This window comes from Sphingomonas citri, assembly GCF_019429485.1.
GTDB classification, from domain to species: Bacteria; Pseudomonadota; Alphaproteobacteria; order Sphingomonadales; family Sphingomonadaceae; genus Sphingomonas; species Sphingomonas citri.
The window spans coordinates 969,672-983,646 of sequence record NZ_JAHXZN010000001.1 but is presented as its reverse complement, the minus strand read 5'-3'; the positions used below and the strand labels follow the sequence as shown (position 1 = coordinate 983,646).

The window sequence follows — 13,975 nt, the reverse complement described above, 5'->3', positions numbered from 1 at the left end:
TTAGGCGCGGTGTGGAAGCACGCAAAGGGCTCAGGTGAGAGCTGTCGATGACAACGGCTCACCGTGCACTCCGGTCGCGGGGCGACCCTGGCCAAATTGATGGTTGACGCGGCCATGCGCCGGTGGACGCGCGGATCGTCTCGTCTTATGTCCAGCCACGTGAACCTGTTGCTGCTCCTCTCGGCCCTGCTGTCCGCGCTGACCGGCGTGGGAGCGAGCGCGCGTCAGGCGGCACCGCCACAGGCCGTGGCGCAGCAGGCGCGTGCTGCCGCGATCGTGTCCGCGGCGCGGCGCGTCGCGGTGCGCCCGCGGCAGGCGCTCGCCGGGCTGATCGCGAGCGCCGCAGCACCGCGCATGGCTGCGCTCGCGCTAGCCGCGCGCGAGCCGATCTTCGCGGGCCGTCGGCGCGTCTAGCGTCGCGCCGCTTCCCGCTCTCCCCTATCAGACCAGCGTGCGCGCGCCGACCAACGGCGCCGCGGCGCGCTCCCATACAGGATCAGGCCCATGTTCGGCGGCATTGCCAAGACCCTCTTCGGTTCGTCCAACGACCGCTACGTCAAGTCGCTCAACCCGATTCTCGCCAAGATCGCGTCGTTCGAGCCGACGCTGCAGGCGATGGACGACGACACGCTCGCGCAGCAGACCGTCCGCTTCCGCGAGCGGCTGGCGAACGGCGAAACGCTCGACCAGCTGCTGCCCGAGGCCTTCGCCACGGTGCGCGAGGCGGCCAAGCGCGTGCTCGGCCAGCGCCACTATGACGTGCAGATGATCGGCGGCATCGTGCTCCACCGCGGCGAGATCGCCGAGATGCGCACCGGCGAGGGCAAGACGCTCGTCGCCACGCTCGCCACCTATCTCAACGCACTGCCGGGCGACGGCGTCCACGTCATCACCGTCAACGACTATCTCGCCAGCCGCGACGCCGACTGGATGGGGCGCGTCTACCGCTTCCTCGGGCTGACCACGGGCGTGATCGTGCCCAACCTCACCGACGAGGAGCGCCGCGCCGCCTATGCCGCGGACATCACCTATGGCACGAACAACGAGTTCGGCTTCGACTATCTGCGCGACAACATGAAGTACGAGCGCCAGCAGATGGTGCAGCGCGCCTTCGCGATGGCGATCGTCGACGAGGTCGACTCGGTGCTGATCGACGAGGCGCGCACGCCGCTGATCATCTCGGGGCCGACCGACGACAAGTCCGAGCTGTACATCAGCGTCGACGCGATCGTGAAGCAGCTCTCGCCCGACGATTACGAGAAGGACGAGAAGCAGAAGACCATCGTGCTGACCGAGGACGGTACCGAGCGCGCCGAGCGCATGCTCGAGGCCGCCGGGCTGCTCCAGGGCGCCAACCTCTACGACTTCGAGAACACCCAGGTGGTGCACCACCTCAACCAGGCGCTGCGCGCGAATGTCATGTTCAAGCGCGACACCGATTACATCGTCAAGGACGGCAAGGTCGTCATCATCGACGAGTTCACCGGGCGCATGATGGACGGCCGCCGCTGGTCGGACGGTCTGCACCAGGCGGTCGAGGCCAAGGAGGGCGTGCAGATCGAGCCCGAGAACCAGACCATGGCCTCGATCACCTTCCAGAATTACTTCCGCATGTACCCCAAGCTGGCGGGGATGACCGGCACCGCCGCGACCGAGGCGGCCGAGTTCTACGACATCTACAAGATGAACGTGGTCACCATCCCGACCAACAAGCCGGTGCACCGCGTCGACGAGGAAGACGAGTTCTACAAGGACACGCAGGACAAGTTCCGCGCGATCGCCAAGAAGATCCGCGAGCATTCGGAGATCGGCCAACCGGTGCTGGTCGGCACCGTCTCGATCGAGAAGTCCGAGTTGCTGAGCGAGTTCCTGCGGCAGGAAGGAGTCGATCACTCGGTCCTCAATGCACGTTACCATGAGCGCGAGGCCCATATCGTGGCGCAGGCGGGGCGGCTCGGCGCGGTGACGATCGCCACCAACATGGCGGGCCGTGGCACCGACATCCAGCTGGGCGGCAACCTCGAGATGCGCGTCGAGGACGAGCTGGCGGGCATGCCCGAGGGCCCCGAGCGCGAGGCGGCGATCGAGCAGATCCGCGCCGAGATCGGGGCCGAGAAGCAGAAGGTACTCGAGGCCGGCGGCCTGTTCGTGCTCGCCACCGAGCGGCACGAGAGTCGCCGTATCGACAACCAGCTGCGCGGCCGCTCGGGGCGTCAGGGCGACCCCGGTCTGAGCCGCTTCTACCTGTCGCTCGACGACGACCTGCTCCGCATCTTCGGGCCGGACACGTTGTTCGCCAAGATGATGCGCAGCAACATTGCCGACGGCGAGGCGATCGGCAGCAAGTGGCTGACGAAGGCGATCGAGACCGCGCAGAAGAAGGTCGAGGCGCGCAACTACGACATCCGCAAGCAGGTCGTCGAGTATGACGACGTGATGAACGATCAGCGCAAGGTGATCTACGAGCAGCGCGCCGACATCATGGACGCCGAGACCGTCGGCGAGGTGGTGAGCGACATGCGCGCCGAGACGGTCAACGCGATCGTCGGCGAGGCCTGCCCGCCAAACTCCTATCCCGAGCAGTGGGACATCGAGGGGATGAAGGCGCGGCTCGCCGATATCCTCAACCTCGAGCCGCCGATCGACGAGTGGCTCAAGGAGGACGCGATCGACCCCGAGATCGTCACCGAGCGTGTCCAGGCCGAGGCGGACGCCGCGGTAGCGAGCAAGTCGGCCGATCTCGAGCCGGAGACCTGGACCCAGGTCGAGAAGTCGATCCTGTTGCAGAACCTCGACCATCACTGGAAGGAGCACCTCGCCACGCTCGACGCGCTGCGCCAGGTGGTGCACCTGCGCGCCTATGCGCAGAAGACGCCGATCAACGAGTATAAGCAGGAGGCGTTCAACCTCTTCCAGCGCATGCTCGACGCGATCCGCGAGGACGTGACGAAGACGATCGCGCATGCGCAGTTCCGCATGCAGGAGCCGCCGCCGCTGCCCGAGTTGCCCGACTTCATCACCACCCACTTCGACCCGTTCACCGGAGAGGACAATTCGAACGACATCGATGCCGGCACGCTCGGGCTGGTGACGACGCAGCTGCCGCCGCTCCAGATCCCGCAGCCGACCGCCGCCGATCTGGGCGATGACCCGTCGAGCTGGGAAGGGCAGGTCAGCCGTAACGCGCCGTGCCCATGCGGCTCAGGGCGCAAGTACAAGCACTGCCACGGCGCTGCGTGAGGTGATCGGGCTCCCGCCGCGGCGGGGCTCGCGAGCGTGTCGGCAGGTTCGACACACGTGAACATCGTCATCCCCGCCTTGAGCCGGGGTCCATGTTTCGGCGAGAAGAACGCCGGCGGCCTCGCGGCACCATGGGTCCCGGATCATGCCCGGGATGACGTGAGGTTCTGCGACGGTCACCCAGCCTCTATCCCGGCGGCCCGGTCGCCTGTTGAACATGTAAAACATTCGCCTCGACAGCGTCACGCCCGCACCTTATCGACGGTGCCCTCACGCCGCAGCGAAGGTGACTCATGCCCCAGGCCAGCAAGGTACTCGACCGTATCCTCGTGCTCGAGATGGTGCGGGTCACCGAGGCGGCGGCGATCGCCGCCTCGACGCTGACCGGCCGCGGCGACGAGAAGGCCGCCGACGCCGCCGCGGTGGAGGCGATGCGCGCCGCGCTCAACGAGCTCGACATGGACGGCACCGTCGTGATCGGCGAGGGCGAGCGAGACGAGGCGCCGATGCTCTACATCGGCGAGAAGGTCGGCACCGGCCAGGGGCCGGCGATCGACATCGCGCTCGACCCACTCGAGGGTACCACCATCTGCGCCAAGTCAGGGCCGAACAGCCTCGCGGTGCTCGCCATCGCCGAGGCGGGCGGGCTGCTCAACGCGCCCGACGTCTACATGGACAAGCTCGCGGTCGGCCCCGGCCTGCCCGCCGGCGTAATCGACCTCGACCGCACGCCAAGCCAGAACATCGAGGCGATCGCCGCCGCCAAGGGCGTGCGGCCGCAGGATATCGTCGCCTGCGTGCTCGACCGCCCGCGGCACGAGGCGCTGATCGCCGAGCTGCGCGCGCTCGGCTGCGGCGTGGTGCTGATCGGCGACGGCGACGTCGCGGGGGTGATCGCCACCAGCGACCCGGACACGACGATCGACGTCTATATGGGATCGGGCGGCGCGCCCGAGGGCGTGCTCGCCTGCGCCGCGCTGCGCTGCGTCGGCGGCCAGTTCAAGGGCCGGCTGCTGTTCCGCAACGACGACGAGCGCGCGCGCGCGCGCAAATGGGGGATCGAGGACCTCGATCGGCAATATGATCTCAAGGAGCTGGCGAAAGGCGACTGCATCTTCGCCGCGACCGGCGTGACCGACGGCTCGCTTCTCGAGGGCGTCAAGCGCCGCCGCGACAAGATGACGACCGAGAGCGTGGTGATGCGCGCTTCCTCGGGCACGGTGCGCTGGGTCAAGGGCGAGCATCGTATCGAGCGCTGACGCGATGGCGGGCGCGGCGATCTGGCTGGCGGTGGCGCTGGCGAGCCTCGCGCTGTTCCTGCGCGGCGGCACGCGCCATTACCGCTGGCTCTACCGCCCCGGCGGAGACGCGCGGCGGCGCCGCTTCCTGCTGCGGGCGCTGCGTCCGACGCTCCACTTCGCGCTGGTGACGTTGGTCGCGCTCGCCGCGCTAGAGCGGCTCGACACGCTGGCGGAGTTGCCGGCCGAGTTCGCGCCGGCCCGTGACGCCGCGATCGATCTCGTGGGCGGGACGATGCCGCTCGACCTGCTCGCCTGGTCGACGCTCGGCGGCGTGGCGATCGGCGGCGTGATCGCCGGCCTGGTCGAACGCTGGCGCGGGCGATCGATGACGCTGGGCGACGTCGAGTCGGTGCTGCCGACCACGCGCGGCGAGCTCGGCTGGGGCGCGCTGCTGTCGGTCACCGCGGGCGTGACCGAGGAGCTGTTCTTCCGGCTGTTGCTGCCGCTGCTGCTGGTACGCTGCGGCGTGCCGGGCGTCGCCGCCTTCGCGCTGGCCTGCGTCCTGTTCGGGGCGGCGCATCGCTATCAGGGAGCAGCGGGCATGATCGCGACCGCGCTGGTCGGGGCGGTGCTGGCGCTCGCCTATCTGCTGAGCGGCTCGCTCCTGGCGGCGGTGCTGCTCCACGTCGCGATCGATCTCAACGCGCTGGTGGTGCGGCCGGTGCTGTCGGGGCGGGTGCGGTGAGGGAGTGGGCTTCGAGACGGCACTTCGACAAGCTCAGTGACTCCTCAGCCCGAACGGGATGTAGGCTGCCACGTTGCTGTTACCGTTCGCGCTGAGGAGAGGCTGAGCCTGTCGAAGCCTCGTCTAGAAGCGCCTTTCGGAGAGCAAGCCAATCGAACCGCCCCCGCTCAGCTCTTCAGCCGCCAGCCGGTGTGGAAGATCGTCACCACTGCCGCCAGGCAGAGCGCGCCGAAGCCCGCCGTCACCGCCACGCAGGCGAGCACGTCGACGTCGCTGATGCCGAAGAAGGTCCAGCGGAAGCCGTTGATCAGATAGGCGATCGGGTTGAACAGGCTGACCGTCCGCCACGGCTCGGGCAGCACCGACAGCGAGTAGAAGGCGCCGCCGAGGAAGGTCAGCGGCGTGATCACCAGCAGCGGGATGATCTGGAGCTGCTCGAAACCATTGGCCCAGATGCCGAGGCAGAAGCCGAACAGAGAGAAGCTCGCCGCCACCAGCAGCAGGTAGAAGAGCATCAGCAGCGGGTGCGCGACGTGCAGGTCGACGAACAAATGCGCGGTGGCGAAGATGACGAGGCCGATCACCATCGACTTGGTCGCCGCGGCGCCGACATAGCCGATCACCGTCTCCACCGCCGACAGCGGCGCGGAGAGCAGCTCGTAGATCGTGCCGGTGAACTTGGGCATATAGATGCCCAGGCTGGCGTTGAAGACGCTCTCCGAAAAGATCGTCAGCAGCATCAGACCGGGGACGATGAAGGCCCCGTAGGGCACGTCGCCGATGTTCTTCATCTGCGACCCGATCGCCGAGCCGAAGACGATGAAGTACAAGGTGGTGGTGATCACCGGTGTGGCGAGGCTGGTCCAGATCGTGCGCCCGAAGCGCGCCATTTCGAAACGATAGATCGCCCAGATGCCATGCAGGTTCATGCGCGCTGCCCCACCAGGTCGACGAAGATGTCCTCGAGGCTCGACTTGCGCGTCTCCAGGTCCTTGAAGGCGATATGCTGCTCCGCCACCGCGGCGAGCAGCTCGGGGATGCCGGTGCTCTCCGCCTTGGCGTCGAAGACGTAGCGCAGCGTGCGCCCGTCATGCTCAAGCGTCGGCGACCAGCGCGCGAGCGCCGCGGGCACGGCGGCGAGCGGCTCGACCAGGGTGAGGTCCATCTGGCGCTTGCCGAGTTTGGCCATCAGCGCGTCCTTCTCCTCGACCAGCAGCAGCTCGCCGCGCGAGATCACGCCGACGCGATCGGCCATCTCCTCGGCCTCCTCGATGTAGTGGGTGGTGAGGATGATCGTCGCGCCCTGCTCGCGCAGGCGGTGGACCAGCTTCCACATGTCGCGCCGCAGTGCCACGTCGACGCCGGCGGTGGGCTCGTCGAGGAACAGGATCTCAGGCTCGTGCGCCAACGCCTTGGCGATCAGCACGCGGCGCTTCATCCCGCCCGACAAGTCCTTGATCTTGGCGTGGCGCTTCTCCCACAGCGACAGGTCGCGCAGCACCTGCTCGATATAGTCGGAATGACCCGAGCGACCGAACAGGCGGCGCGAGAAGGTGACGGTGGCGAGCACGCTCTCGAACTGGTCGGTGGCGAGCTCCTGCGGCACCAGCCCGATCGCACGACGCGCCGCTTTATAGTCGCGCACCACGTCGTGGCCGGCGACGGTGACGCTGCCGGACGAGGGCGTGACGATGCCGCAGATAATGCTGATCAGCGTGGTCTTGCCGGCGCCGTTCGGGCCGAGCAGCGCGACGATCTCGCCGCGGTTGACGCTGAGGTCGACGGTCTTGAGCGCGGTGGGACCGTCCTTGTAGGTCTTCGACACGCCGGCGACGGTCAGGATCGGTTCCGGCATGTCGTCTCCCTGCTTCTCGCGTCAGTTAGGGAGCGTGGCTGGGGGCGGCAAGCGCGGAAACACGGTGTTTCGGGATGTGTGACGGCGGCGCGGTGCGCGCGGCCGTGTCGGTTGAACCTATCATCGCGCGAGGCCCGACGTCGGTGCAGCGTGCCCCTACAGCCGTCATCCCCGCGAAGGCGGGGATCCATACACGCTGACGTGTCCCCTCCATCGACGAAGCCGCGCGTCTGGATCCCCGCCTCCGCGGGGATGACGGTAAGGGGTGGGGCGGGTGGACGCCTCGATGAGGATGACTTGATCAGTCGTGGCAGCGCCTCAAGCGAGCCTACGACACTCGCGCCTTGGCGATCGCCTCCTTCAGCCGCTCGATCGGCAGCGCGCCCGACAGCAGCTCATCGCCCACCACCCAGCTCGGCGTGCCGGTGATGCCGAGCTTCTGCGCCAGCTCCAGGTTGGCGCGGATCGTCGCGTCGGCGTCGGCGGGCAGCTTGGCAAGGTCCACCCCGGTCGCCTTCGCCGCGGTGGCGATGGTCGCCGCGCTCACCGGCCCGGCGGCGTAGAGCGCGTCGTGGAACGGCTTGAACCGCCCCTGCGCCGCCGCCGCGAGCGCGGCGCGTGCCGCCAGCCGGCTGCTGTCGGCGAGCACGGGCAGCTCCTTGAACACCACGCGCAGGTTCTTGTCCTCGGCGACGAGCTGCTCGATCGTCGCCAGGCTGGCGCGGCAGAAACCGCAATTGTAGTCGTAATATTCGACCAGCGTGACGTCGCCCTTGGGATTGCCGATCCAGGCGCCGGCATAGGGCTCCTCGATCGCGCCGCGCGACGCGGCGATCGCGCGCGAGGCGTCCTTGGCCTGCAAGCGCTCGATCGCCTGGGGGATGATCTCGGGGTTGGCGAGGACATAGTCGCGCACCACGCGCTCGATGCGGACGCGGTCACCGTCGGCGAGCGGGGTGGGGGCGACCCGCCCGGCGAGCCACATGCCGCCCGCGCCGAAGAGTGCGCCCAGCACCACCATGCCGAGCAGCCACAGCCTGTTCACCGTCGCTTCTTCCTGTTCTTGTCGAGCCCGTCCTGCGACGTCATGGCGATGTCCTGCGCGCGGATCCAGTCGGGCGTGTTCTTGGGCAGCCCCGCCATGGCATAGCGCGCGCGGTCGGCCGCGGTGCGGTCGTCGCCCATCATGCTGGCGCGCTCGGCGCTGGCGAGCGCGGCGCGCGGCTCGTCGCCGGTGAGCTCATAGACGGTGCCGAGCTGGAACCAGGCGAACGGATTCTCGTCGTCGCGCCCGACCGCGGTCTTGAGGATGCGCTTGGCCTCGTCGTAGTTCTTCGGGTCCTCGGTCGCGATCAGCGCGTGGCCGTAGGTGGTGGCGATCAGCGGGTCCGAGCGCGAGCCCTCGGTGGCGCGGCGCAGCGGCTCGATCGCCTGCTTGGGCTTGCCCGCCTCGAGCAGGATCTGCCCCATGATCTCCTGAAAATACGGGTCGTTGGGTTCCTTGGCGACGAGCGCCTCGGCCTCGGCGTCGGCTTTGTCGGGGTAGCCGGCGCGGTGATAGGCATAGGCGCGCGCATAATGCGCGTAGACCGTCTGGTCGCTGTCGGGATATTTCTGGAGCGCCTGTGCGGGCGGCAGCAGATAGCCGTCGAGCTTGGCACGGATGCGCTTGAACCGTTCCTCCATCGCCGGATCGAGTGGTTTCCTCCACGCCGGTGAATTCTGCAGGTCGGCGGTCATCGTCTGGATGCGCGTGCCCGACAAAGGGTGCGACTGCATGAACGGATCGATGTTCTTGGTGCCGTAGCGAAATTCCTGCTGCTGAAGCTTCTTGAAGAACTCCAGCATGCCGCGCCCGGTGATCCCGGCGGTGTTGAGGTAGCGCACCGCCGAGGCGTCCGCGGTGGCCTCCTGCACGCGGCTGAAGGCGAGATACTTGCCCATCGCCGCCTGCTGCCCGGCGGAGAGGATGCCCGCGCCCGCCTCGCCGCCGCCGGCCGCCATCGCGGCGAGCCCGAGCACCATCGAGAGCAGGTAGATGCCCATCGCGGGGCGCTGGCCCTCGCTGCTGGTGATGACATGGCCGTCGGCGATATGGCCGAGCTCGTGCGCGATCACGCCCTGTACCTGATTGGCGGTGTCGGCGGCCTGGATCAGTCCCGAGTGGACGTAGACGGTCTGGCCGCCGACGACGAAGGCATTGATCGAATCGTCGTTGATCAGCGCGATCTGCACGTCGCGCGGGCGAAGCCCAGCGGCGGTGACGAGCGGCGCCGACATGTCGCGCAGCAGCGCCTCGGTCTCGGCGTCGCGCAGGATCGACTGGGCGTGCGCTGGCTGGGCGAGGAGAAGGATCGCGGTCGCCGCGGCGGCGATGAGGCGGTGCCAGCGGGGGGCGGGAGAGGAGCGCGGGTGGGTGGAGCTGGAGCGGCGCCCGCCTCCTTCGTCATGCCGAGCTTGACCCGGCATCCATCGCGTCGCGTACGCTTCGCTCCGTGGCGCTTCGGAGAGGGATGGATCCCGGCTCAAGGCCGGGATGACGGAGAATAGGAGAGCCTTGGCATGGCACCAACGTGCCGAAACGTGAGCACCGTTGGGCGACCCGTGTCGCCCCTGGCCCTGGGTGCCTGCGTTCGAAGGAACACGGCGGGCAGCGCTGGAGCAGATCACGGCGCCGCTCTCCTCACGATCGTCCGGGAGCGTCGGCGCGGCGGGTGACATCGATGAGGGCATGCGCCGGGCGTCCTGGCGCGGTTCTACTGAACCGCGGCTGAAGCCCGGCGCATGACGTCAGGCGCCGAAGGTACGCTGCCACCAGCCGCGACGCGGCGTCGCCTCGCCCTCGGCGGGCGCGGCTTCCACCTCGGCGTCGGGCTCTGCCGTCGCCTCCGCCTCCGGCTCCGCCGCAGCGGGCGCCTCGGCGACCGGCGCGACATCGGCCTTCTTGCGGCGCGTGCGCTTCGGCTTGGCCGGCACCTCGGGCTCGACCGCCTCGGGCTCGTCCCGCTCGGGGGCGGGCAGGCCGTCGTTGACCGGGCCGGCGTCGGCTGCCTCAACGATCGGCTCGACCGCCTTCTTGCGGCGCGTGCGCTTGGGCTTGGCGGGCGCCTCTTCCGCGGCCGGCGCGGGGGCCGGCGTCGCCGCCTCGGGCTCCTCGGCCTCGACCTCGGGCTCGGTCACCGCCGCGGTCGCGGCGCGCGCGCGCGGGCGACGGCGAGTCTTGGGGACCGGCGCGGGCTCGGGCTCGGGTGCGGCGATCGCCTCGGGCTCCGCCTCGGCTTCGGGCTCCTCGGCCGGCTCGACCGACGCCTCGGCCGGCGCGGCGGCCTCCTCGACCCGGTCGCCATCGCGGCGACGGTTGCGACGGCCGCGGCGACGACGGCGACCGCCCTCGCGCTCACCCGCCTCGGCCGGCGCCTCGGCGTCGGCCTCGACGGCGCCCTCGTCCTCGCCCAAGTCAGCGGCGTCGACGAGTTCCTCCTCGTCCTCACCGTCCGCCTCACCGGCCTCGACGTCACTGTCGCTCTCGCCCTCGGGGCGGGTGCGACCGCGGCGGCCGCGGCGGCGGCGGCGGCGGCGGTTGCCGCGTCCACCCTCGTCGTCGCCCTGGTCGGCGCGCGCGCGCGGCGTGTCGGCGGTCTCCTCGACCTCCTCCTCCTCGAACTCCTCCTCGACCTCGTCCTCGATCAGATCGTCCTCGACCTCGACGATCGGGCGGTCGAACTTGGGCGCGTGCGCGGGCGGCGGGCCGTTGGCCTCGACCGACATGCGCGCGCCTTCCTGCTCCTCGTCGGGGATGATCTCGACCTGGACGCCGTAGCGATCCTCGATCTCCGCGATGTCGGCGCGCTTGCGGTTGAGCACATAGAAGGCCGCTTCCTGACTGCAGCGCAGCGTCAGCAGCGAGCCGCGCCCGCGCGCCGCCTCGTCCTCGATCAGGCGCAGCGCCGAGATGCCCGAGGAAGAGGCGGTGCGGACGAAGCCGGTGCCCTCGCAATGCGGGCAGGGGCGGGTGGACGCCTCGAGCACGCCGGTGCGCAGCCGCTGGCGGCTCATCTCCATCAGGCCGAAGCTGGAGATGCGGCCGACCTGGATGCGCGCGCGATCGTTCTTGAGCGCCTCCTTCATCGCCTTCTCGACCTTCCGGACATTGGAGCCGTTGTCCATGTCGATGAAGTCGATGACGACCAGGCCCGCCATGTCGCGGAGTCGCAGCTGGCGCGCGATCTCATGCGCCGCCTCCAGGTTGGTCGCGGTCGCGGTCTGCTCGATATTGTGCTCGCGCGTCGAGCGGCCGGAGTTGATGTCGATCGACACCAAAGCCTCGGTCGGGTTGATGACGAGATAGCCGCCCGACTTCAGCTGCACCACCGGGTGGTACATGGCGGCGAGTTGCTCCTCCACGCCCGCGCGCTGGAACAGCGGCACCGGATCGCTGTAATGCTTCACCTTCTTGGCATGGCTCGGCATCAGCAGCCGCATGAACTCCTTGGCCTGCCGATAGCCGTCGCTGCCCTCGACGATGACCTCGTCGATGTCCTTGTTGTAGATGTCGCGGATCGCGCGCTTCATCAGGTCGCTGTCGCCGTAGATCAGCGCGGGGGCGCTGCTCGACAGCGTCTTCTCGCGGATCTCGTCCCACAGTCGCGCGAGATAGTCGAAGTCGCGCTTGATCTCGGTCTTGCTGCGCTGGAGACCGGCGGTGCGGACGATGCAGCCCATCGAGGACGGCAGCGCCAGCTCGGCCATGATCGACTTGAGCCGCTTGCGATCGCCCGCGTTGGAGATCTTGCGGCTGATCCCGCCGCCGTGCGACGTGTTGGGCATCAGCACGCAGTAACGGCCGGCGAGGCTGAGATAGCTGGTCAGCGCGGCGCCCTTGTTGCCGCGCTCCTCCTTGACGACCTGCACCAGCAGCACCTGGCGGCGGCGGATGACGTCCTGGATCTTGTAGCGGCGGCGCAGCGACATGCGGCGCTGGCGCAGCGCCTCGACCTGGTCGTCGTTGCCGCCCGCGCGACCGCGGCGGCGGCGCGGCTGGCGCGGCTCGGTGCCGGTGTCGTCCTCCCCGGTCTCCTCCGCCGCGTCGTCCTCGTCCGCCTCGTCATGGTCGTGCTCGTCGGCGTCGAGCTCGTCCTCGTCGCCGTCGAACTCGGCGTCCTCGAACGCGTCCTGCTCGGCGCGCAGCGCGGCCTCCTCGGCGGCGTGCTCGGCCTCCTCGCGCAGCAGCGCGTCGCGATCCTCCTTGGGGATCTGATAGTAATCGGGGTGGATCTCGCTGAACGCCAGGAAGCCGTGGCGATTGCCGCCATAGTCGACGAACGCCGCCTGGAGCGACGGCTCGACGCGCGTCACCTTGGCGAGATATATGTTACCCTTGAGCTGCTTGCGCTCTTCGCTCTCGAAATCGAACTCTTCGATCCGGTTACCCTTGACGACGGCGACCCGGGTTTCCTCCCGGTGGCGTGCGTCGATCAGCATACGCATGGTCATTGAACGGTCTCCACGCGCCGTCTCGCCCGTGCAGGGCGGCGGCGCGACGATAGGGCGCTGCCGGCCGCCCGTGAGGGCCGGCCGCGCGGATGGTGATGGGTGCTGCTGTCGCGTGCCGCGCCGCCCCGCGCGAAATGCTGGCGGGGCGACCCGCGACCGCGCGACCGCCGGCAGAGGCCGGGCGGGGCAGCGGTCGGGCGGGGTGCGGCATTGCGAGCGTCAACCTGATGACCCGGGGCCGGCGTCGCGCCGGGCGGGCAGTGGCGCCGGAGCTGCGTCGCGCGTGGATCGCGCAACATTCCGGTCATGATCTCGGTAGCATCGCCGAACCGCCGCATCAACCGGCACGATTCACGTTGCTATTTCCTCTCGCCGCCCAGTCCGTTAACCACGGAGTGAGGTTCGGGGCGATAGGGAGCGGGGATGACACCGCGAACGTACCGCAGGGGAAGACTGGCGGCGCGCGTCGGCGCGACTCTGGCGCTCGCCGCTGCGGTGGCGCTCGCGCCGGTCGCCGCCGCGATGCCGCGCGACGCCGACACGGATGCGCCGTCGCTCGACTTCCTGCCGTGGAAGTCGCGCGCCGAGCGCGACGCGCACCGCGACGGCTACAAGGTCACGGTACCCGTCCCGCCGCCCGCGCGCGGCGTGCGCCTGCCCAAGGTGGCCGGTGCCGAGGGCCGCCCGCTGGTGGTGATCGACGCCGGACACGGCGGCAACGATCCGGGCGCGGTCAACCCACGCGCCGCGCTGCGCGAGAAGGACGTGACGCTCAAGATCGCCAAGGCGATCCGCGACGCGCTGGTAGAGGGCGGGCGCGCGCGCGTGGCGCTGACCCGCGACGACGATCGCTACATACCGCTGCGCGAGCGGTTCGGGATCGCGCGGCGACTGCGCGCCGACCTGTTCATCTCGGTCCACTGCGACAGCGTCGGCGCCGGCCTGCCGACCGGCGCGACCGCCTATACGCTCTCCGATGTCGCCTCGGATAAGGAGGCGGCGCTGCTGGCGGCGCGCGAGAACAAGTCGGACGTGATCGCGGGCGTCCGACTGGGGCGCGACGCTGACGTCACCTCGATCCTGATCGATCTCACCCAGCGCGAGACGATGAACGCCTCGGCCGGCTTCGCGCGGCTGCTCGGGCGCGAGGCCAAGCCGCTGATGCCGGTGAAGACGAACTTCCATCGTACCGCCTCGCTGATGGTGCTCAAGGCGCCCGACATGCCCTCGGTGCTGTTCGAGACGGGCTATATCTCGACCCCCGCGGACGCCGCCTTCCTGGACAGCAAGGCGGGGCGCGAGAAGATCGCGGAGACGGTGCGCCGCGCGGTCGAGGTGTATTTCGCGCGCCGCCTGGCGGTGCGCTGACCCCGACTGACGCGCGCGGCTTCCCCCGCGCCG

The 13,975-nt window shown here is 69.4% G+C and carries 10 protein-coding genes; 5 read left to right on the top strand and 5 right to left on the bottom strand.

What is annotated here, in order from left to right; all coding sequences use genetic code 11:
* The first annotated feature begins 147 nt into the window (after positions 1-147).
* The 4 genes from KZ820_RS04680 (at position 148) to KZ820_RS04665 (ending at position 5,226) form a co-directional block, all read left to right on the top strand.
* The gene (locus tag KZ820_RS04680) at positions 148-414 is read left to right on the top strand and encodes a hypothetical protein (protein WP_258047730.1); all 267 of its coding nucleotides are present in this window, start codon (positions 148-150) and stop codon (positions 412-414) included.
* A 90-nt stretch (positions 415-504) separates the two neighbouring features.
* Entirely contained in the window at positions 505-3,240 is a 2,736-nt protein-coding gene (gene secA, locus KZ820_RS04675; RefSeq protein WP_219747463.1) for a preprotein translocase subunit SecA, read from the top strand.
* Between the two features lie 293 nt (positions 3,241-3,533).
* A complete protein-coding gene (gene glpX / locus KZ820_RS04670) occupies positions 3,534-4,499 on the top strand; it encodes a class II fructose-bisphosphatase (protein WP_219747462.1) in 966 nt (321 codons plus the stop codon).
* A 4-nt stretch (positions 4,500-4,503) separates the two neighbouring features.
* Positions 4,504-5,226, top strand: coding sequence for a CPBP family intramembrane glutamic endopeptidase (locus KZ820_RS04665; RefSeq protein WP_219747461.1), 723 nt, complete (start codon positions 4,504-4,506; stop codon positions 5,224-5,226).
* A gap of 167 nt (positions 5,227-5,393) precedes the next feature.
* Here the strand turns inward: KZ820_RS04665 and KZ820_RS04660 are convergent, their stop codons facing one another.
* The 5 genes from KZ820_RS04660 to KZ820_RS04640 form a co-directional block, all read right to left on the bottom strand.
* Positions 5,394-6,155 (bottom strand): ABC transporter permease, encoded by a 762-nt coding sequence (locus KZ820_RS04660; protein WP_219747460.1) that lies wholly within the window; start codon positions 6,153-6,155, stop codon positions 5,394-5,396.
* Complete coding sequence (locus tag KZ820_RS04655; RefSeq protein ID WP_219747459.1) at positions 6,152-7,081, bottom strand: ABC transporter ATP-binding protein; 930 nt, start codon at positions 7,079-7,081, stop codon at positions 6,152-6,154. Before KZ820_RS04655 ends, KZ820_RS04660 begins: the two co-directional genes overlap by 4 nt.
* Positions 7,082-7,409: 328 nt before the next feature.
* Positions 7,410-8,126 (bottom strand): DsbA family protein, encoded by a 717-nt coding sequence (locus KZ820_RS04650; RefSeq protein ID WP_308462123.1) that lies wholly within the window; start codon positions 8,124-8,126, stop codon positions 7,410-7,412.
* Positions 8,123-9,550 carry a M48 family metalloprotease gene (locus KZ820_RS04645; RefSeq protein ID WP_219747458.1) on the bottom strand — a complete coding sequence of 476 codons (1,428 nt, stop codon included), beginning with the start codon at positions 9,548-9,550 and terminating at the stop codon, positions 8,123-8,125. Before KZ820_RS04645 ends, KZ820_RS04650 begins: the two co-directional genes overlap by 4 nt.
* 321 nt (positions 9,551-9,871) lie before the next feature.
* Positions 9,872-12,562, bottom strand: a complete 2,691-nt coding sequence (locus tag KZ820_RS04640; RefSeq protein ID WP_219748102.1) for an Rne/Rng family ribonuclease — start codon at positions 12,560-12,562, stop codon at positions 9,872-9,874.
* 435 nt (positions 12,563-12,997) lie between these two features.
* Between KZ820_RS04640 and KZ820_RS04635 the strand changes: the two genes are divergently transcribed.
* The gene (locus KZ820_RS04635; RefSeq protein ID WP_219747457.1) at positions 12,998-13,942 is read left to right on the top strand and encodes an N-acetylmuramoyl-L-alanine amidase family protein; all 945 of its coding nucleotides are present in this window, start codon (positions 12,998-13,000) and stop codon (positions 13,940-13,942) included.
* Positions 13,943-13,975 lie beyond the last annotated feature (33 nt).